Origin of the sequence: Falsiroseomonas sp. E2-1-a4, from assembly GCF_051433165.1 — a bacterium.
In the GTDB taxonomy this organism is placed as follows: Bacteria; Pseudomonadota; Alphaproteobacteria; order Acetobacterales; family Acetobacteraceae; genus Falsiroseomonas.
Window position 1 is genome coordinate 48509 of sequence record NZ_JBHMFS010000002.1, and the last position, 18799, is coordinate 67307.

Annotated in this window: 18 protein-coding genes; 5 read left to right on the forward strand and 13 right to left on the reverse strand. The window is 71.3% G+C overall.

Features of this window, described 5'->3' with window-relative positions:
• Positions 1–59: 59 nt before the first annotated feature.
• Positions 60–1475 carry a glutamate--tRNA ligase gene (gene gltX, locus ACFHNC_RS03020; RefSeq protein ID WP_437167732.1) on the reverse strand — a complete coding sequence of 472 codons (1416 nt, stop codon included), beginning with the start codon at positions 1473–1475 and terminating at the stop codon, positions 60–62.
• A gap of 120 nt (positions 1476–1595) precedes the next feature.
• On the opposite strand from gltX, the gene ACFHNC_RS03025 reads away from it, so the two are divergent.
• Positions 1596–3767, forward strand: a complete 2172-nt coding sequence (locus ACFHNC_RS03025; protein ID WP_437167733.1) for a ComEC/Rec2 family competence protein — start codon at positions 1596–1598, stop codon at positions 3765–3767.
• Between the two features lie 196 nt (positions 3768–3963).
• Here ACFHNC_RS03025 and lexA read toward each other — a convergent pair whose 3' ends face one another.
• From lexA to ACFHNC_RS03055, 6 genes are all read right to left on the reverse strand, one after another.
• Positions 3964–4686 carry a transcriptional repressor LexA gene (lexA, locus tag ACFHNC_RS03030; protein WP_437167734.1) on the reverse strand — a complete coding sequence of 241 codons (723 nt, stop codon included), beginning with the start codon at positions 4684–4686 and terminating at the stop codon, positions 3964–3966.
• 139 nt (positions 4687–4825) lie between these two features.
• The gene (locus tag ACFHNC_RS03035; RefSeq protein WP_437167735.1) at positions 4826–6031 is read right to left on the reverse strand and encodes a molybdopterin molybdotransferase MoeA; all 1206 of its coding nucleotides are present in this window, start codon (positions 6029–6031) and stop codon (positions 4826–4828) included.
• Complete coding sequence (gene moaC, locus ACFHNC_RS03040) at positions 6031–6510, reverse strand: cyclic pyranopterin monophosphate synthase MoaC (RefSeq protein WP_437167969.1); 480 nt, start codon at positions 6508–6510, stop codon at positions 6031–6033. Before moaC ends, ACFHNC_RS03035 begins: the two co-directional genes overlap by 1 nt.
• Positions 6507–7322, reverse strand: coding sequence for an indole-3-glycerol phosphate synthase TrpC (trpC, locus tag ACFHNC_RS03045; RefSeq protein ID WP_437167736.1), 816 nt, complete (start codon positions 7320–7322; stop codon positions 6507–6509). The genes moaC and trpC overlap by 4 nt, the downstream gene beginning before the upstream one ends.
• The gene (gene trpD / locus ACFHNC_RS03050) at positions 7319–8350 is read right to left on the reverse strand and encodes an anthranilate phosphoribosyltransferase (protein WP_437167737.1); all 1032 of its coding nucleotides are present in this window, start codon (positions 8348–8350) and stop codon (positions 7319–7321) included. The genes trpC and trpD overlap by 4 nt, the downstream gene beginning before the upstream one ends.
• Positions 8347–8934, reverse strand: coding sequence for an anthranilate synthase component II (locus ACFHNC_RS03055; protein WP_437167738.1), 588 nt, complete (start codon positions 8932–8934; stop codon positions 8347–8349). Before ACFHNC_RS03055 ends, trpD begins: the two co-directional genes overlap by 4 nt.
• A gap of 133 nt (positions 8935–9067) precedes the next feature.
• On the opposite strand from ACFHNC_RS03055, the gene ACFHNC_RS03060 reads away from it, so the two are divergent.
• A complete protein-coding gene (locus ACFHNC_RS03060) occupies positions 9068–10045 on the forward strand; it encodes a Bug family tripartite tricarboxylate transporter substrate binding protein (protein WP_437167739.1) in 978 nt (325 codons plus the stop codon).
• Positions 10042–11244, forward strand: a complete 1203-nt coding sequence (locus tag ACFHNC_RS03065; protein ID WP_437167740.1) for a mandelate racemase/muconate lactonizing enzyme family protein — start codon at positions 10042–10044, stop codon at positions 11242–11244. The genes ACFHNC_RS03060 and ACFHNC_RS03065 overlap by 4 nt, the downstream gene beginning before the upstream one ends.
• A 58-nt stretch (positions 11245–11302) precedes the next feature.
• Here ACFHNC_RS03065 and ACFHNC_RS03070 read toward each other — a convergent pair whose 3' ends face one another.
• Positions 11303–11458 (reverse strand): hypothetical protein, encoded by a 156-nt coding sequence (locus tag ACFHNC_RS03070; protein WP_437167741.1) that lies wholly within the window; start codon positions 11456–11458, stop codon positions 11303–11305.
• Between ACFHNC_RS03070 and ACFHNC_RS03075 the strand changes: the two genes are divergently transcribed.
• Positions 11445–12719 carry a hypothetical protein gene (locus ACFHNC_RS03075; protein ID WP_437167742.1) on the forward strand — a complete coding sequence of 425 codons (1275 nt, stop codon included), beginning with the start codon at positions 11445–11447 and terminating at the stop codon, positions 12717–12719. The two genes, ACFHNC_RS03070 and ACFHNC_RS03075, sit on opposite strands and share 14 nt — an antisense overlap.
• 12 nt (positions 12720–12731) lie before the next feature.
• On the opposite strand, the gene ACFHNC_RS03080 is transcribed toward ACFHNC_RS03075, so the two are convergent.
• Both ACFHNC_RS03080 and ggt read right to left on the reverse strand, forming a co-directional pair.
• Positions 12732–13196 carry a CreA family protein gene (locus ACFHNC_RS03080; protein WP_437167743.1) on the reverse strand — a complete coding sequence of 155 codons (465 nt, stop codon included), beginning with the start codon at positions 13194–13196 and terminating at the stop codon, positions 12732–12734.
• 35 nt (positions 13197–13231) lie between these two features.
• A complete protein-coding gene (gene ggt / locus ACFHNC_RS03085) occupies positions 13232–14908 on the reverse strand; it encodes a gamma-glutamyltransferase (protein ID WP_437167744.1) in 1677 nt (558 codons plus the stop codon).
• Positions 14909–14960: 52 nt separating this feature from the next.
• On the opposite strand from ggt, the gene ACFHNC_RS03090 reads away from it, so the two are divergent.
• The gene (locus ACFHNC_RS03090; protein WP_437167745.1) at positions 14961–15326 is read left to right on the forward strand and encodes a YraN family protein; all 366 of its coding nucleotides are present in this window, start codon (positions 14961–14963) and stop codon (positions 15324–15326) included.
• Between the two features lies 1 nt (position 15327).
• On the opposite strand, the gene panC is transcribed toward ACFHNC_RS03090, so the two are convergent.
• From panC to ACFHNC_RS03105, 3 genes are all read right to left on the reverse strand, one after another.
• Complete coding sequence (gene panC, locus ACFHNC_RS03095; protein ID WP_437167746.1) at positions 15328–16155, reverse strand: pantoate--beta-alanine ligase; 828 nt, start codon at positions 16153–16155, stop codon at positions 15328–15330.
• Between the two features lie 69 nt (positions 16156–16224).
• On the reverse strand, positions 16225–17733 hold the full coding sequence (locus ACFHNC_RS03100) for a YifB family Mg chelatase-like AAA ATPase (protein ID WP_437167747.1): 1509 nt from the start codon (positions 17731–17733) through the stop codon (positions 16225–16227).
• 31 nt (positions 17734–17764) lie between these two features.
• Positions 17765–18742 carry a histone deacetylase family protein gene (locus ACFHNC_RS03105; RefSeq protein WP_437167748.1) on the reverse strand — a complete coding sequence of 326 codons (978 nt, stop codon included), beginning with the start codon at positions 18740–18742 and terminating at the stop codon, positions 17765–17767.
• Between the last annotated feature and the right edge of the window lie 57 nt (positions 18743–18799).

Consider the following 18799-nt stretch of genomic DNA (forward strand, 5'->3'; position numbering starts at 1 on the left):
TTGCTCGTTAATCCATTTTTTAGACTTCGCCCGAGAGTTGCGTCAAGCGCAATCTGGTTTCACACCGCCTCACCCGCCGCGGTCAGGATGCGCGAGAGGCTCTCGGCGCGGCCCAGCGCCACCAGCACCGCATCGATCGGCGGGCTTTGCGTGCTGCCGGTGAGCGCGACGCGCAGCGGCTGCGCCACCTGACCGAGCTTCACGCCCTTCACCTCGGCGTAGTCGCGCAGCCATTGTTCGAGGTCCGACCGCTCCCAGGGTGCATCGCCCAGGAATTCCGCGAGGTCCGCCAGACGTGCGCGGGCTTCCTCGGTCAGCAGGGCGGCGGCCTTGGCATCCGGCACCGGGGCGCCTTCCGCCACCACGAAGACTGCGGCGTCCGCCAGTTCCACCAGCGTCTTCGCCCGCGCCTTCAGATCCGGCATCAGGGCGCGCACCCGGGCGGCGGCATCGGTTCCGAAATCGATCTTCCGCCGGGCGAAGCGCATCATCACGTCGCGCACCAGGCGGTCATCCTCGGCGGCGCGGATATAGACGCCGTTCAGATGGGTGAGCTTGGCGTAGTCCATGCGGGAGGCGGCGCGGCCGACATCCTTCAGGTCGAACAGCTCGATCGCCCGGTCGCGCGGCACGATCTCCTCATCGCCGTGGCCCCAGCCGAGGCGCAGCAGGTAGTTGCACAGCGCCTCCGGCAGGAAACCCTGCTCGTCGAATTCCAGCGCGCCCACGGCGCCGTGGCGCTTGGACAGCTTGGCACCATCCGCGCCATGGATCAGCGGGATGTGCGCGAAATGCGGCCGCCGCCAGCCCATCGCGTCATAGACCATGCATTGGCGGAAGGTGTTGGTCAGGTGGTCATCGCCGCGGATGACATGGGTGATCGCCATGTCATGGTCGTCCACCACAACCGCGTGCAGATAGGTGGGCGTGCCGTCGGAGCGCAGGATGATCATGTCATCCAGTTCGGTATCGGCGACGCGCACCTCGCCCTGCACCAGATCCGCCACCACCGTCTCCCCACCGCGCGGGGCCTTGATGCGGATGGCGCCGGGCAGGCCAAGGGACTGAACCTGGGCCTGCGCCGGGTCGAGGTTGATCCAGCGGCTGCCGTCATATTTGAAGGGGCGCTTGGCGGCCTCGGCCTCGGCCCGCATCGCCGCCAGCTCCTCCGGCGTGTCGTAGGCGAGGTAGGCCTTGCCGGCGGCCAGCAATTCGCGCGCGACCTCGGCATGGCGGGCCTCGCGGCTGGTCTGCATCACCGGCGGCTCGTCCGGGCTGAGGCCGAGCCATTCGAGGCTGTCCAGGATCTGCTGCACGGCTTCCTGCGTGCTGCGCGCCTTGTCCGTATCCTCGATCCGCAGCAGGTACTGGCCGCCGTGGTGGCGGGCGAACAGGTAGTTGAACAGCGCGGTGCGCGCGCCGCCGATATGCAGGTAGCCCGTGGGCGAGGGGGCGAAGCGCGTGCGGACCGACATGGTGTTCCGTGTCCCGGCAGGAGGAATCTGACCGGCTGATTAGCGCGGATCGCCCGCGCGCCAAAGCCGCCCCCAGGGACAGCGTTGCAGTTGCGGGGAAATCTCTCCACCATGGGTTGAATGTCCCTGGCGATTTCCCCGGTGGAGCGGCAAGACCTGGCTGCGCGCATTGGCGGCTGGGCTGCGTCGCTGCTGGGTGCGCAGCAGGGGCGGTTCGCGCCGTGGCTGGCCGTGGCGCTGGGCGCGGGCGTGCTGTGGTATTTCAGCCTGCCGGAAGAACCGACCTGGCAACCGTTGTGGCTGGTGCCGCCGATGGCCGCGGCCGGGTTCTGGCTGGCCCGGCGCTGGCTGCTGCCGGGGTGGAGCGTGGGGCTGGTGGCGGCCTTCCTGCTCGGCGCCGGGCTGGCGGGCTGGCACGCCGCGCGGCAACCGGCGCCGCTGTTCCTGCCCTTCGGCGCCCTGGTGGTGGAAGGCGTGGTGACCCAGGTGCAGCCCTTGCCGGAGGGGCAGCGCATCACGCTGCGGGAGGCGCGGCTGGATGGCGGGCCGCCACTGGCCCGCACCATCCGCGTGCGGCTTCGCAACAACGACCCGGCCCGCCCGCAGCCCGGCGACCGCCTGCGCCTGCGCGCCCTGCTGCGGGCGCCGGGCGCGCCGGTGGTGCCTGGCGGCTATGATTTCCAGCGCGCCGCCTATTTCTCCGGCCTCGACGGCTCCGGCTTCGCGCTGGGGCCGGTGGAGATGCTGGAACAAGGCCTGCCCGGCATTGCCCGGCTGCGCACCCGTCTGAACCGGGTCGTGGCGGAGACCATTCCCGGCCCGGCTGGCGCGGTGGCCGCGGCGCTGATCACCGGCACGCAGAGCGGCATTCCGCCGGCTGAGATCGCGGCGATGCGCGATGCCGGCCTGTCGCATCTGCTGGCCGTCTCCGGCCTGCACATGAGCATCGTCATGGGGCTAGTCTTCTTCATGCTGCGGCTGGCGGTGGCGCTGGTGCCCTTTGTCGCGCTGCGGCTGCCGGGCAAGGCCGTGGCGGCGCTGGGCGCGCTGGCGGCGGGCACCTTCTACATGCTGCTGACGGGATCGCAGGTGCCGATGCAGCGCTGCCTCGGTATGGCGGTGCTGGTAACGCTGGCGCTGCTGGCCGGGCGGCGCGCGGTTTCGCTGCGGAGCCTCGCCATGGCCGCGGCCGCCGTGCTGGTGCTGGCGCCGGCGGAATTGCTCGGGCCGTCCTTCCAGATGTCCTTCGCCGCGGTGCTGGTGCTGATCGCGGGGCATGATGCGCTGCGGCCCTGGCTGGCGCGGATCCGCCAGCAGGCCCGCTGGTGGCGGCCGGCGCTGCTGTTCGTGCTCGGGCTGATGCTGACCTCGCTGCTGGCGGGCGCGGCGACGGCGCCACCCGGGTGGCACCATTTCGGCCGGTTGCAGGTGTTCGGGATCCTGGCCAATGCGGTGGCGGTGCCGCTGACCTCGCTGCTGGTGATGCCGGCGGCGCTGATCGCCATGCTGGCCCTGCCGCTGGGCCTGGCCGAGTGGCCGCTGCGCGTGATGGGCTGGGGGGTCGAGGGGATCCTGCTGGTGGCGCGGGAGGTTGCCTCCTGGCCCGGTGCCGCGCCCGCCTTGCCGCCGCTGCCGGGCTGGGGGCTGGCGCTGGTGTGCCTCGGCCTGTGCTGGCTGTGCCTGTGGCGCGGGCTGCTGCGCGCCGGGGGGGTGCCGGTGATCCTGCTCGGCCTGTCCGCCGGCCTGGTCAGCCCGCCGCCGGACCTGCTGGTGTCCGAGGATGCGCGGATCGTCGCGCTGCGCACCGGGCAGGGGGTCTATCTGCACCGCCTGCCCGGCGCGCGGGCCTTCGTGCAGGAGAACATGCTGCGCGCGATGGGCGCGACCGAGGCGCTGCCCCTGCCGGCGCACGGCGCCCTGGCCGGCGGCACGCTGGTCTGCGAGCCGGGCGCCTGCCGCTTCCGCCCGCACCCGGGCGGTGCGGAGGTGGTGCTGCGGCGCGGCCCGCCGGTGCCGCGTGGCCAACGCTCCGCCCCGATCGATGCCACCGCCCATTGTGCCTCGCTGGTGGTGGCGCTGGAGCCGCTGCGGCCGCGCTGCGCGACCGGCGACAGCATCGACCGCTTCAGCATGTGGCGGAACGGCGCGCAGGCCGCCTGGCTGCGCGGCGCCGCGCCGCGCCTGGCCAGCGACCGGGATATCCGCGGCGACCGCCCCTGGGTGCCAGCGGAACCGTTACCAGGCCGAGCGGAAACTTTACCCCTCGCCAACGTTGATGACGCCGGGCGGTAACGCTTCCTTAAACCGACGGACACAAACTGTGCGTCTGAACGCAGAGCGGAGGAAACCAGAATGACCACCACCCTCATGCTGTGCGCGGGCATGGCGGCCGGTGCGGCACTGATGACCGCATGGCAGCGGCTGCGGTGCTGGCAGGAGGCGCGGAAGCTGGAATGGGACCCCTATTGAGGGGTCCCGGAGCCCGCGTTCAGTAGCGTCGCAGCAGGCCGATCAGCCGACCCTGCACCCGTACCCGGTCCGGTCCGAAGATGCGCGTCTCATAGGCCCGGTTCGCCGGCTCCAGCGCCACCGAATTGCCGCGCCGGCGCAGGCGCTTCAGTGTCACTTCCTGGTCATCCACCAGCGCCACCACGATCGCGCCGTTATCCGCCGTCTCGCCGCGCCGGATGATCACCGTGTCGCCATCGAGGATTCCGGCTTCCGACATCGAATCGCCGGCGACCTCCAGCGCGTAATGCTCACCGCCCCCCAGCAGCGCTGCGGGCACGTCCACCATGGCGGTATCGCGCGTCGCCTCGATCGGCAGGCCGGCGGCGATGCGGCCATATAACGGCAGGGCGACTGACCCCGCCTCATTCGCCGCCTTCTGCACCCCGGCCAGGCCGGGGGCGAAGTGGCCACGAATCACATTGGGGCTGAAAGCGGGTTGGGTCGCGGCAGGGGCGGGCGCCGGTTCAGTGCGGCGCGGCGCCACGTTCTCCGGCAGTCGCACCACTTCCAGCGCCCGGGCACGATGCGCGCGGCGCTTGAGGAAGCCGCGTTCCTCCAGCGCCGTGATCAGCCGATGGATGCCGGATTTCGATTTCAGCCGCAGCGCTTCCTTCATTTCCTCGAAGGAGGGGGAGAACCCGGTGGCGCGCAGGTGTTTGTCGATGAACATCAGCAACTCGTGCTGCTTGCGCGTCAGCATGGCATCTCCTCCGCGGCCTTCCCGCCCTACCCGAAAGGGCGGCGAACAAACGGGCAACCGGTGGAGATGTTCTAGGTAGGTTCTCCGCGTCGCGTCAAATCCTTTCAACATCCGCGCCACGATGCACGGCGCGAGCGCCTCAGATTCCGAGCGGGCCGAGCGCGATCGCCTCCACCTCCGCGCCCGCCGGCAGCGCCGGGGCGAAGGGCGCGCGCAGGATCAGCGCCTCGGCGCGGGCCAGGGTCTTCATCATGGAGCTGTCCTGCATGGCGAAGGGCGTCGCCACCAGCCGCCCGTCCGAATCGGGGGCGAGGCTGCTGCGGAGGTGATCGAAGCGCTGGTCATTCGCCGGCAATGCCGCGCCCGTGCGCACTAGGATGGTGGGCGGCGGCGCGGCAGGCAGGCCGGACAGCACGGCGAGCGCCGGCAGCAGGAACTGCACGCCGCAGACCAGGGCTGAGACCGGATTGCCCGGCAGGCCGAGCACCGGCGTGGCGCCGAGCCGCCCCCAGATCAGCGGCTTGCCCGGCCGCATGGCGATCTTCCAGAAATCCAGCGCGAAGCCTTCCTCGCCCAGCGCCGACTGGATCAGGTCATGCTCACCGACGCTGGCGCCGCCCGTGGTTGCCAACAGGTCGCAGCCCCGCGCGGCGGCGGCGGCGGCGGCAATCGCATCCCGGTCATCGGCAACGATGGGCAGCACCAGCGGATCGCCACCGCCGGCGCGCACCAGGGCGGCCAGCGCATGGGCGTTGGAGCTGACGATGCCGCCCGCGGGAATCGGCTCACCGGGTAGCGCGATCTCATCGCCCGTGGCGAGGATGCCGATGCGGGGGCGGCGATGCACCGCGAGCCAGGGGTGGTTGGCGGCGGCGGCCAGGCCGATGTCGCGCGCCGTCAGCCGCCGCCCGGCGGGCAGCAGCACTTCGCCCGCCGCGAAATCCAGACCCTGGCGACGAATCCAGCGCGAAGGCTGCACGGACTCCCGCACCGTCACCTGGCCGTCCTGGGCCTCCGCATCTTCCTGCAACAGGATGCCGTCGGCGCCCTGCGGCACGAAACCGCCGGTGAAGATGCGAACGGCCTGGCCCGGCCCGATTTCGCCCGGGTAGGGGTGCCCCGCCGGGGCAGCGCCGACCACGGCAAGGCGCGCGCCGGCCACCGCATCGGCGGCCCGCACCGCGTAGCCATCCATCGCCGAGACATCCGCCGGCGGCTGCGTCAGCCGCGCCATGACCGGCTGCGCCAGCACCCGGCCCCAACCCTCCGCCAGCGCCACCGTCTCCGCCGCGGTGGGGCGGAGGGCGGCCAGGATGCGGGTGCGGGCGTCTTCCAGCGGGATCATCAGGTGGCCTCGTAAACCCCGGATTTACCACCGGATTTATGCGACAGCCGCACCGCCTCGATCCGCATGCCGCGATCGGCGGCCTTGCACATGTCGTAGATGGTCAGCGCCGCGACGGTCACGGCCGTCAGCGCCTCCATCTCCACGCCGGTCTGGCCCGTCACCTTGGCCAGCGCCTCGATCTCGACCGCATCCGGCTCCGCGATGGTCAGTTCCACCGTCACCTTGGTCAGCGCCAGGGGGTGGCAGAGCGGGATCAGGTCGCTGGTGCGCTTGGCCGCCATGATGCCGGCGATGCGGGCGATGCCGAGCACGTCGCCCTTGCCCACCTGGCCCTGGCGGATCAGCGCCAGCGTCTCCGGCGCCATGGTGATGCGGCCGCGCGCCACGGCCACGCGCTGCGTTGCATCCTTGTCCGACACATCGACCATGGCGGCCGCACCGGCCGCATCGAAATGGGTGAGGGTCACGCGCGTCAGATCGCGTTGATCAGCTCGCGCGCCGCCGCTTCCACATCCGGCTGGCGCAGCAGGTGTTCGCCGACCAGCAGGCAGCGGGCGCCGGCGCGACAGATGCGGCGCACATCCTCCGGGGTGCGGATACCGCTTTCGCCAACCGGGATACGGTCGGCTGGGATCTGCGGGATCAGCTCGTCCGAGGTCGCAAGATCGGTCACCAAGGTCTTGAGATTACGGTTGTTCACGCCGATCAGCCGCGTCTCCAGCCCCAGCGCCCGGTCCAGCTCCCGCTGGTCATGCACTTCCGCCAGCACCGCCATGTCGAGAGACCGGGCGACATGCTCCAGCTCCAGCGCCTGCTCATCGGATAGCGCCGCGAGGATCAGCAGGATTGCATCCGCCCCCATCGCGCGGGCCTCGAACACCTGCCAGGGGTGCACCATGAAGTCCTTGCGCAGCACCGGCAGGGAACAGGCGGCGCGCGCCTGTACCATGTGGCCGAGGTCGCCCTGGAACCAGGGCGCGTCGGTCAGCACGGACAGGCAGGCCGCACCCGCCGCCTCATAGGCCCGGGCGAGCTCCGCCGGCTCGAAAGGCTCGCGGATCACCCCGCCGGAGGGGGAGGCGCGCTTGATCTCGGCGATCAGCCCGACCCGGCCTTCCGCCACCGCGGCGCAGAGCGCGCCGGTAAAGTCGCGCGGCGGGGCGGCATGGCGCGCCTGGCTTTCCACCTCGGCCAGCGGCATGGCGGCGGAACGCTCCCGCACTTCCTCGTATTTGTCGGCGAGGATGCGGGCCAGCGTGTCGGAGATCACGGGGGTGGCGACGTTCATCGGGCAGGGTGCTCGGCTTCAGGGGGCAGGGCGGCGCTGGTTCGCAGCCGGTTCAGCACGTTCAACGCCGCGCCGCCATCGATGGATGCAGCAGCCAGGGGGACGCCCGCACGGATGTCGTCCACCCGGCCCGCCACGACAAGGGAGGCGGCGGCATTCAGCAGCACGCAATCACGATAGGCGCCGGGCGCGCCTTCCAGCAGCGCCAGCAGCGCCGCGGCATTCTCCGCAGGCTCGCCGCCCTGCAGCGCCGAGACCGGCGCACGCGGCAGCCCGGCCTGTTCCGGCGTCACCTCGAACTCGGTGATGCGGCCGTCGCGCAGTTCCACCACCTGCGATGGCCCGGCCAGAGTCAGCTCATCGAGCCCCATGCCATGCACCAGCCAGGCGCGTTCTGTGCCGAGGCGGGCCAGCGTCTCGGCCATCGGGTGCAGCCATTCGGGGGCGAAGGCGCCGGTCATCTGCCGGGTGACACGCGCGGGGTTCGCCAGCGGGCCGAGCAGGTTGAAGATGGTGCGGGTGCCGAGTTCCACCCGCGGACCGGCGGCGTGTCGGAGGGCGGAATGGTGGCGGGGCGCCATCAGGAACACCATCCCCGCCTCCGCCAGCACGCGCGGCAGCGCCTCCAGCGGCGTCTCCATCACCGGAATGCCGAGCGCGGACAGCGCATCCGCGGCGCCGGAGCGGGAGGACAGCGCCCGGTTGCCGTGCTTGGCCACCTTCACCCCGCAACCGGCCACCACCAGCGCGGTGGCGGTCGAGATGTTCAGCGTTCCGGCGGCATCGCCCCCGGTGCCGACGATATCCATCGCCCCCGGCGGCACATCCACCGCGATCATCCGCGCCCGCATGGCCCGGACGGCGCCGGTCATTTCCGCCACCGTCTCCCCACGCACCCGCATGGCCATCAGCAGCCCTGCGATCTGCGCCGGCGTCGCCTCGCCGGCCATGATCATGCCGAAGGCGACCTCCGCCTCGCTCTCCGCCAGTTTTTCGCCAGCGGCGAGCCTTGCGAGGATCTTCTTCATGCGGGGACGCTGTTCCGGCGGGTGGCCAGCGCGAGAAAATTGCGCAGCAGGTCGTGGCCGTGTTCGCTGGCGATGCTCTCCGGGTGGAACTGCACGCCCCAGATCGGCAGGTCGCGATGCGCCAGGCCCATCACCAGCCCGTCCGCCGTATGGGCGGTGGGGATCAGCGTTTCCGGCAGATCCTCCACGACCAGGGAATGGTAGCGCGTGGCGCGGAACGGGGAGGGGATTCCGGCGAAGATATCGGTGCCGCCATGGGTCACCTCCCACACCTTGCCATGCACCGGCTCCGGCGCCCGCACGACACGGCCGCCGAAGGCCTGGCCGATCGCCTGGTGGCCGAGGCAGACCCCCAGCAGCGGTAGCCGCGCTTCCGCCGCCGCGCCGATCAGGTCGAGGCAGATGCCCGCCTCATGCGGTGTGCAGGGGCCGGGCGAAAGCACGATTGCCTCCGGCTGCAGGTCCATGGCGGCCTGCACCGAGAGGGAATCATTGCGCCGAACCTCAACCACTGCCCCAAGATCGCCGAGGAAGTGATAGAGATTGAACGTAAAACTGTCGTAGTTGTCGATCAGGAGGATCATGATGCGGTGACTTTTGTCCCGGAACGCCAGGGAATCAAGTCGCACCCACCTCGCCGGGGTCCGCCGGGGTTCCAATGGCCTCTGGGCTGCGCCTAACCTGCCGCAACGCAACGACAAGCTTTGCGGGGGAAACATGCTGATCCAGGACATCACGCGCAGGGTGTTGCCGATGCTGGCGGCCCTGCTTCTGGGCGGAACCGCCCTGGCCGCGGACCTGCCGGACCGACCCATTCGCATTCTGGTGCCCTATGCGCCGGGCGGCACCAGCGACATCGTCGCCCGCGTGCTGGCGGAGGCGGCCTCCGCCCATCTGCCGCGCGGTGCGGTGGTGGAGAACAAGGCAGGCGCGGGCGGCAATATCGGCGCGGCGGAGGTGGCGCGCGGCCCGGCCGATGGCACGCTGCTGCTGCAATGCGCCTTCGGGCCCTGCGGCGCGAACCCGGCGCTGTATCCCAATGCCGGCTATGACCTGCTGAACGATCTCGCCCCGGTCATCCTGACCGGCGCGGTCCGCAACGTCATGGCGGTGCGCCGCGATCTGCCGGCGCAGAATGTCGCGGAATTCCTGGCGCTCGCCCGCAGCCTGCGCGGAGGTGTCAGCTTCGGCTCCTCCGGCGTCGGCGCGTCCAACCATCTCGGGCCGGAATTGCTGCGGGCGGTGACGGGGATCGAGATGGTGCATGTGCCCTATCGTGGCTCGGGCCCCGCCATCACCGACCTGATCGCCGGGCGGATCGACGTGTTCTTCGACAATCTGCCCTCCATCCTGCCGCATATCCGCGCCGGGTCCGTTCGCGCCCTGGCCGCGGTCAGCGAGCAGCGGCTGACGGAGCTGCCGGATGTGCCGACCTTCGCGGAACAGGGCGTGCAGGGCATGGCGATCGATAGCTGGTTCGGCTTCATGGTGCCGGCGCGCACGCCGCCGGCGGCCATCGCCGCGCTGAACGCCGCCTTCAACCAGGCTTTGTCCGACCCGCGCGTGCGGTCCCGCATGGCGGATCTGGCCGTGGCGCCACTCGGCGGGACGCCGGAGGCGATGGGCACGCATGTGCGGGCGGAAGTCGCTCGCTGGGCCGATGTGGTTCGCCGTCAGGGAATCCGCGCCGAATGACCCCCTCCACCATCACCTGCGTCCGCACCCTGCGCGTGCCGGAACGCGCCAACATCCTGTGGGTCGAGATCGAGACGGCCGAGGGCCTCACCGGCCTCGGCGAGAGTTTTCGCGGCGCCGCGGCGGTGGAGGGCCAGATCCACGAACTGGTCGCCCCTTACCTGCTGGGCCAGGATTCGCGGAACATCGAGCGCATCCACCGGCACCTGATGACGCCCTATGTCGGCTTCGGCGCGTCCTCCGCCGAGATGCGCGCGGCCTCCGCGGTTGATATCGCGCTGTGGGACCTGATGGGCCAGCGGCTTGGGGTGCCGGTGCATGAAGCGCTGGGCGGGCTGAGCCGGGACCGCATCCGCGCCTACAACACCTGCGCCGGCTACGACTACAACTCGGCCCGGGACCGCCGCGACGTCCGGGACGGGGAGGCCGCGATCGGCCCCTATGACGATCAGGTCGCCTTCATGCAGCGCGCCGATGAACTGGCGCATTCGCTGCTGGAGGAAGGCTTCACGGCGATGAAGATCTGGCCCTTCGACGTCTATGCGCCGGCCTCCGGCGGCCAGGTGATGAACCTGGATGATCTGAAGAAGGGCATGGAGCCGTTCGAGAAGATCAGGCGCGCGGTGGGCGACCGGATGGAGGTGATGGCGGAGCTGCACTCCATCTTCTCCCTGCCCGCGGCCACCCGCATCTGCCAGGCGCTGGCCCCGATCCGGCCCTTCTGGGTGGAGGACCCGATCTGCAAGATGGACGACACCGCCGCCCTGGTGGAGCTGCGCCGCAGCGTGCCGGGCGTGCCGATCTGCGCCAGTGAGACGCTGGGGGGCAAGGTCGCCTTCCGGGACCTGCTGGTGGCCGGCGCGACCGATGTGGTGATGGTGGACCTGACCTGGTGCGGCGGGCTGACGGAGGCGCGCAAGATCGCGGCGCTGGCGGAGTCCTGGGCGCGGCCGGTCGCACCACATGACTGCACCGGGCCGGTGACGCTGGTGGCCAGCCTGCACTTTGCGCTGCACGCCGCGACGGCGATTTTCCAGGAGGTGGTGCGCGCGACGCTCGCCACCTGGTACCGCGACCTGGTGACGGAACTGCCGCGCGTAGAGAAGGGCTTCTGCTACCCCATGCAGGGGCCGGGGCTGGGCACGAAGCTTCAGCAGGATACCCGCAAGCGCGCGGCGGTGCGGGAAAGCCGCGCCTGAACCTCGATGCCAAGCTCGGCGATGCGGCGCCGGACCGGCTGCTGGTTGCCTGCACCGCCTATCTGCTGGTCCCGGCGCTGATCTTCGCGGCCGGGTTCTTCGCCTGGCCCTGGGCCATCGCCTCCGTCCTCACCGGCGCAGTCGGCCTGGCGATGGTGCCAGGCTGGCGTGGCGCCTGGCCGCTGGCGCGTGGTACCACAATGGCCTGCCTCATCGGCGGGCTTGCCTGGTGCGTCGGCAGCAGCGGCACCCACCATCTTCTTTATGCGCCGATGGATTGGCAGATCCGCGATGCGGTGATGCGCGACCTGGCGCTCGGCCCCTGGCCGGTGGGCTATGTGGTGGGCGATGCCGTCTGGTTGCTGCGCGCGCCGCTCGGCTACTACATGCCCGCCGCACTGGCCGGGCGGATCGGTGGGCTGGGCGTGGCGCAGGCGGCGCTGTTCGTCTGGACGGCGCTTGGCCTGGCGCTGGTGCTCGCGCTGCTGGCGGCGCTGGCGCGGCAGGCGGGGGTGCGGGCGCGCTGGCTGGTGCTGGTCTTCCTGACCTTCGGCGGGCTGGACCTGCTGCCCAACATCTGGCTCGACCTGACGGATGGCACGGGCCTCGCCAGCTATTGGGGCCGTGGCGGGGAATGGTGGGCGCGTATCTTCCAGTATTCGGGGCATGTGACGCTGCTGCTCTGGGTGCCGAACCATGCGCTGGCAGCCTGGATTCCGGCGCTGCTGTTGCTGCGCCATGCGAGGCGGCCGGAATTCCTGCGCGTCGTCGCGGTACCCCTGGCTGCGGCGGCGGCCTGGTCGCCGCTGGGGGCGCTGGGAGCGGGGCTGATGGCCGGGGTAGTGGCGCTGTCCGGCGGGTTCTGGCGCGCAGCGCTCATCGGGCCAGCGAATTGGCTGGGCGTGGCGTTGGCGGTGCCGCTGGCCTGGTTCCTCACCGCCGGGTCCAGCGAAATTCCACATGCCGCGCTGGTTGCGCAGCACGGGCTGGGGGTACTGCCGCGCCTGGCGCTGTTTCTCGCTATCGAATTCGGCGTCATCGCCGCCGCGACGCTGCTGGTGTTGCGGTCCCGCCTTCTGGAGTCGGGGCTGGTGATGCTGGCGCTCCTGCCGCTGTATATGTTCGGACCGGGCAATGAGATGACGATGCGGACCGGCATGGCGCCGCTGGCGGTGCTGGCGGTGGCCGCTGGCTGCGCGGTGCAGCTCGCGGCGGAGTGGCGTCGGCGGCTGTTGGCGGGGTTGCTGCTGGTGGCGGCGGTGGGACAGGGGATGGAGGCGTCCGCACTGTCCCATGCCGCCTGGGCGCCCAGCCGCGACTGCTCACTGCCGGAGGCCGCGGCGCAATCGGTCTTCAATGCCACCAACTGGTCCCACTATGTGGTGCATTGGCCGGAGGCGGCGCTGCGCCGCCTGATCGCCCCTCCGGTGATGCGGAGTATCATACCCGGCGCGATCGGCCGATGCTGGCCGTAGCAGCGCCGAACCCTATCGGATCGGCACGGCGGAGACCGCATTGTAGGGCGAGCCGTCGATCAGCCGCGTGGACCAGGCGAGATAGACCACCGCGTTGCGTTCCTCATCCACGAAGCGATGCACGCGGGTTTCCTTGAAGAACAGGCTGGTGCTGCTTTCGAACACCACCTCGCCCCGGTCCCCGCGGCGGGCGCCGGGCTGCACTTCCACGGGGCCGGTCGCGGTGCAGTTCAGCGCAAAACGGGCCGGATCCTCGGCCACGCCCAGCATGCCGGAGAGGCCGCCCGTGCGGGCCTGGCTGATGTAGCAGGACACGCCCCGCACCTCCGGGTCGTTGAAGCGTTCCACCACCACGCGGTGGCTGCGGGTCAGGCCGAGATTGGTGATGGCCGTGTTCACATGGCCGATCTCCTTGGTCTCATCGGCCCAGGCGGGGGTAGCGGCCAGCAGCAGCAGGCAGGCGAGCAGGCGGTGCATGGGTCGTTTTCCTTTAATCACCAAGGGTTTTGGACTTAATCGCCGATGGCGATGCCCTCGCGCCGTGGGTCGGCTGCCCCCCAGATACCGCGGGGCGTGATGCGGATCGCGGTCAGACCCGAATTGATGTCCCGCACATCCACGCGATGACCGCGTGCCTGAAGCGCCGGAGCCAGGGCGGCGGCTTGCGTGCCGGCTTCCAGTTCCAGCGCCGCTGTGCCGACCACGCCGATGCGCGGCAGGGCCAGCGCGGCGTCCGGCGCGAGGTCCCAATCCAGCATGGCGACCAGGGACTGCGCAACATGGCCGATGATGCGCGCGCCGCCGGCGGAACCCAGCAGCAGCGCGGCGCGCCCCTCCGCATCCACCACGATGGTGGGGGACATGGAGGAACGTGGCCGCTTGCCTGCCTCGACCCGGTTGGCGACGGGGCGGCCCTCCACCTCCGGCAAGAAGCTGAAATCGGTGAGTTCGTTGTTTAGCAGGAAGCCGCCGACGAAGATGCGGCTGCCCATGGCGGATTCGATGGTCGAGGTCATGGAGACGGCATTGCCGGCGCCATCCACCACCGAGAGATGGCTGGTGCCGCTGCCATGTTCCGCCGGCTGCGGCGCCAGCCCGGCCTGCCGCCAGCGCGGATTGCCGGGGCGGGGCGGGGGCATGGCGCGGTCGCGATCCAGAAGCTGGGCACGGCTGGTGAGGTAGGCGGCATCCAGCAGGCCGGCGACCGGCACGCGCTGGAAATCCGCATCGGCCAGGTAGAGATTGCGATCGGCGAAGGCGAGGCGTCCGGCCTCCCCCAGCAGATGCGCCGCATCGGCGCTGTCGGGGGCCAGGGCGGCGAGGTCGAAATGTTCCAGCACGCCGAGGATCTGGCCCACCGCAACGCCGCCGGAGCTTGGCGGGCCGAAGCCGCAGAGGCGCCAGGTGCGGTAGGGGGCGCAGACCGGGGCGCGGCGGGCGGGCGCGTAGCCGGCCAGGTCAGCCGCCGTCATGCCGCCAGGGTTCGCATGGGTCTGCACCGCTGTGGCGATGGTCTCGGCCAGCGTGCCGCGATGCAGCGCATCCGCCCCCTGCTGCGCCACCTGGCGCAGCGTCGCGGCCAGCGCCGGGTTGCGGAGCAGGTGGCCGGCCGGCCAGGGCGCGCCATCGGTACCGAAGAAATAGGCGCGTGCGCCAGGGTCGCGCCGCAGCGAGTCGGCGCTGCCTGCGATGGCGGCGGCGAGGCGTGGGGAGACCTCAAACCCCTGCTCAGCGAGGGCGATGGTGGGTGCCATCAGCCGCGCCCAGGGCAAGCGGCCATGTTCGCGATGCGCCGCCTCCAGCATCCGCAGCAGGCCGGGCACGCCAACGCTGCGGCCGCCTTCCATGGCCTGGGCAAAGGACATCGGTGTGCCATCCGGGTTCAGGAACAGGCGCGGGGTGGCGGCGGCGGGTGCTGTTTCCCGGCCGTCCCAGGCCTGGATTTCCAGGCTCTGGCCATCCTGGTGCAGCAGCAGGGCGCCGCCGCCGATGCCGCTGGCCTGGGGCTCCGTCAGCGTCAGCAGCACGGCGGCGGCGATCGCGGCGTCCAGCGCGGAGCCACCCTCCCGCAGCACCTCCCGCGCCGCGTGGCTGGCGTGCGGATTGGCGGTGGCCGCCATGTGCCGCTGCGCCGGCTGCGCCAAAGCGGGCCAGGCGAGAAGGAGAAGCAGAAGGACTCGAAGCGCCATTGGGACCACCTGCGTGATGCGGCTAGTCTAGGTTATGCCCGAAGCCAGCGTCATGCGCCGTACCGTGAAACAGGCCTCCGAGGCGCGCGGCCGCCAGGCGGAGGCGGCGGCGGAGGCCGCGCTGGCGCAGGACGGCTTTGCCACCCTGGCCCGCCGGGTACGGACCGGGGCCGGCGAGATTGATCTGGTGGTGGAACGCGCCGGGCTGCTGGTGTTCGTCGAGGTGAAGGCGCGCGCCACGCTGACCGATGCCGCCTTCGCCCTCGGCCCACGCCAGCAGGCCCGGCTGATGGCCGCCGCCGAGGCGTGGATGGCGGCCAACCCGGGCCATGGCGCGGAGGGTGTGCGCTTCGACGTGCTGCTGGTGGATGGGCAGGGACGGGTGCGCCGGGTGGCGGACGCTTTTCGGGCGGGCTGAGTTACAGCGCCATATTGTCCAGCAGCCGCACCTCGCCCAGCCGGGCCGCCGCCAGCAGCCGGCCCGGGCCGCCTTCCCAGGGCCGCAGCGTTTCCGGCTGCACCATTGCGAGATAGTCCGGCGTGAAGCCGGCCTCCTGCAATTGCCGCGTTGCCCGGTCCAGCACCGGGCCGGGCGCGGCGCCGGCGCGGATGGTGTCCAGCGCCGTCACCATCAGCCGCGGCAGCAGCGGCGCCAAAGCGCGCTGTTCCGGCGTCAGCCGGATGTTGCGGGAGGAACAGGCCAGGCCATCCGCCTCCCGCACCGTCGGATGCGGCAGGATGCGGATGGGCAGGTCAAGGTCGGCCACGACGCGGGAGACGACCTGCACCTGCTGCCAATCCTTTTCCCCAAACACGGCCACATCCGCCTGGGTCTGGCTGAACAGCTTCGTGCAGACGGTGGCGACGCCGCGGAAATGGTCGGGGCGGGCGGTGCCCTCGAAACCCTCGGCGGGGCCGGCGACCTCGATGCGGGTGGCGCTGCCGGGCGGGTACATGGTGGGGACGTCCGGCATCCAGACGATGTCGCAGCCCACCGCGCGCAGCTTCGCCAGGTCGCCTGCCTCGTCACGCGGGTAGCGGGACAAATCCTCGGTCGGGGAGAACTGCAACGGGTTGACGAAGATCGAGACCGCCACCGTCTCCGCCACCTGCCGCCCGGCGGTGACCATTGCGAGGTGCCCCTGGTGGAGCGCGCCCATGGTGGGCACCAGCGCCAGGCGGCGCCCGTCGCGTCGCGCTTCGGCGCTGGCGGCGCGCAGCGTGGCGAGGTCGCGGATGATCTGCATGACGGTTCCCCTTTGGTGGGGCGGAAGGTTGCGGTTGGTTCACCCGCCGTCCAGCCCGCTACGCGCAGATCAGGCGCCACGTCCCGGCATGCGGTGCCGAAAGGCCAGCGCCTCCGCCACATGGGCGCGGCCGACGCGCGCCACCGCTGCGAGGTCCGCGATCGTCCGCGCCACGCGCAGCGTTCGCACCTGGCCGCGGGTGGACAGGCGCAGGCGGGTGGCGGCGGTCTCCAGCAAAGCCAGCGCATCCGCATCGGCCAGGGGTTGCAGCACGTCCCATTCGGCCTCCGCATTGCAGCGGGCGCCGCCCCTGGCACGCTGGCGTTCGCGTGCGGCGGCGACGCGGGCGGCGACCACCTCCGTCCGCTCGCCAGGCGGGGCGCGGGTGAGTTCGGCGGGGGCCAGCGGCTGCACCTCGACCACCACATCCATGCGGTCCAGCAGCGGGCCGGACAGGCGCTGCTGGTAGTCCTGGCCGCAGACCGGCGCGCGGGCGCATTCGCGGGAAGGTTCGCCCAGATAGCCGCAGCGGCAGGGGTTCATGGCGGCGACGCATTGGAAGCGCGCCGGGTAGGTCACGTGGGCGTTGGCGCGGCTGACGGTGGTGCGGCCGGTCTCCATCGGCTGGCGCAGCGCCTCCAGCGCCGCGCGGGGGAATTCCGGCCATTCATCGAGGAACAGTACGCCGAGATGGGCCAGGCTGATCTCCCCCGGCCGCGCCCGGGCGCCGCCGCCGACCAGCGCGGGGACGGAGGCCGAATGGTGCGGGTCCCGGAAGGGTGGGCGCCTTAGCAGCTTGCCCTCGGTGAGCATGCCGGCGACGGAATGGACCAGGGAGATTTCCAGCGCCTCCGCAGGGGTGAGGTCCGGCAACAGCCCGGCCATGCGGGCGGCGAGCATGGATTTGCCGGCACCGGGCGGGCCGACCATCAGCAGGTTGTGGGCGCCGGCGGCCGCGATCTCCAGCGCCCGCTTGGCGCTTTCCTGGCCGCGCACCTGGCTGAGGCAGGGGCCGGCCCAGGGCGCATCATCCAGCCGCGGCGGCACCGGCTGGGCCAGGGTCTGGATGCCCCGGAAGTGGTTGATCAGGGCGGGCAGATCGGGCGGGGCGAGCACCTGGATGCGTCCGGCCCAGGCCGCCTCCGGCCCCTGCTGCGCCGGGCAGACCAGCCCCAGCTCCCGCGCCGAGGCCGCCATCGCCGCGGGCAGCACGCCGGCCACCGGGGCGAGGCTGCCATCCAGCGCCAATTCGCCGAGGGCGGCGAAATCATGCAGCTCGTCGCGCGGCAGCACATCCATCGCGGCCAAGACGGCCAGCGCGATGGGCAGGTCGAAATGGCTGCCTTCCTTGGCGATGTCGGCGGGCGCCATGTTCACCAACACGCGCTTTGGCGGCAGGGACAGGCCGATGGCGGTCAGCGCGGCGCGGACGCGCTCCTTCGATTCGCCCACGGCCTTGTCGGGCAGGCCGACGATAAGGAAGGCCGGCAGGCCAGGGGCGATCTGCACCTGCACCTCGACGGGCACGGCCTCGATGCCGGCGAAGGCGAAGGTCTGGATGCGGGCGATGGAACTCACGCATCCAGGGTTGAATTAATCTGGGATTAAATCAACCGTTCCAACCGCCCATAAACTGTTCCAGCAGCCGGCCCAGCAGATCGACGTTGTAGCCTCCCTCCTGGATGATCGCCGCCGGCAGCCCCGCCCCGGCGATCAGCGCGCCGGCGCGCGCAAAACCGTCTTCCGTCACGCGCAAGAAACCCAGCGGCTCATGCTCGCTGGCATCGAAGCCGAGCGAGACCACCAGCGCATCCGCGCCGAAATTGCGGATCGCCGTCAGCCCGGTGTCGATCGCCGCCAGCCATTCCGCGTCGCCGCTGCCCTGCGCCAGCGGCAGGTTCAGGTTGCAGCCGGTGCCCGGCCCGGCGCCGCGTTCGCCGGCATGGCCGACATACCAGGGGTAATAGGCGTTGGGGTCGCCATGGATGGAGACGGTCAGCACATCCGCCCGCTTCCAGAAGATGGCCTGGGTGCCGTTGCCGTGGTGGCTGTCGACATCCAGCACCGCCACGCGCCGCGCCCCGGCCGCCACCAGAGTCTCCGCCGCGATGGCGGCGTTGTTGATGTAGCAATGCCCGCCGGCGCGCGCGGCATAGGCGTGGTGGCCAGGCGGGCGGCACAGGGCATAGGCAGTGCGGCCGGCGCTGGCTTCCTCCGCCGCCGCCACTGCGCAGGCGGCCGCGCCGATCGAGGCCGCCCAGGTGCCGGGGCCGATCGGGCAGGCGGTATCCGCCGTGTACCAGCCGACGCGGCCGACCAGGCCCGCAGGCGGCCGCGCGCCCTGGGCGATCATTTCCGGCGTCGGATGGACATTGCCCACCACCTCCGCCCCAGAATCCGGCAATGCGGCCCAGCCCGCCGCCGCATCGCGCAGGAAATCGAGGTAGCCCGCATCATGCGCGCGCAGCAGCGCGACCTGCGGCACAGGGGGCGGCGTGGTGGGCGTGATGCCGAGCCGAGTCAGCCCCTCGGAGAGGGAGGCGGCGCGGGCCGGCACCTCGAAATTCGGGCGGATGCGTCCGCGCATGAGGAAGAAGTTCGGGGCGTGCGCCGCATGGGCGGCATCGGCGAAAGCTTTCATAGC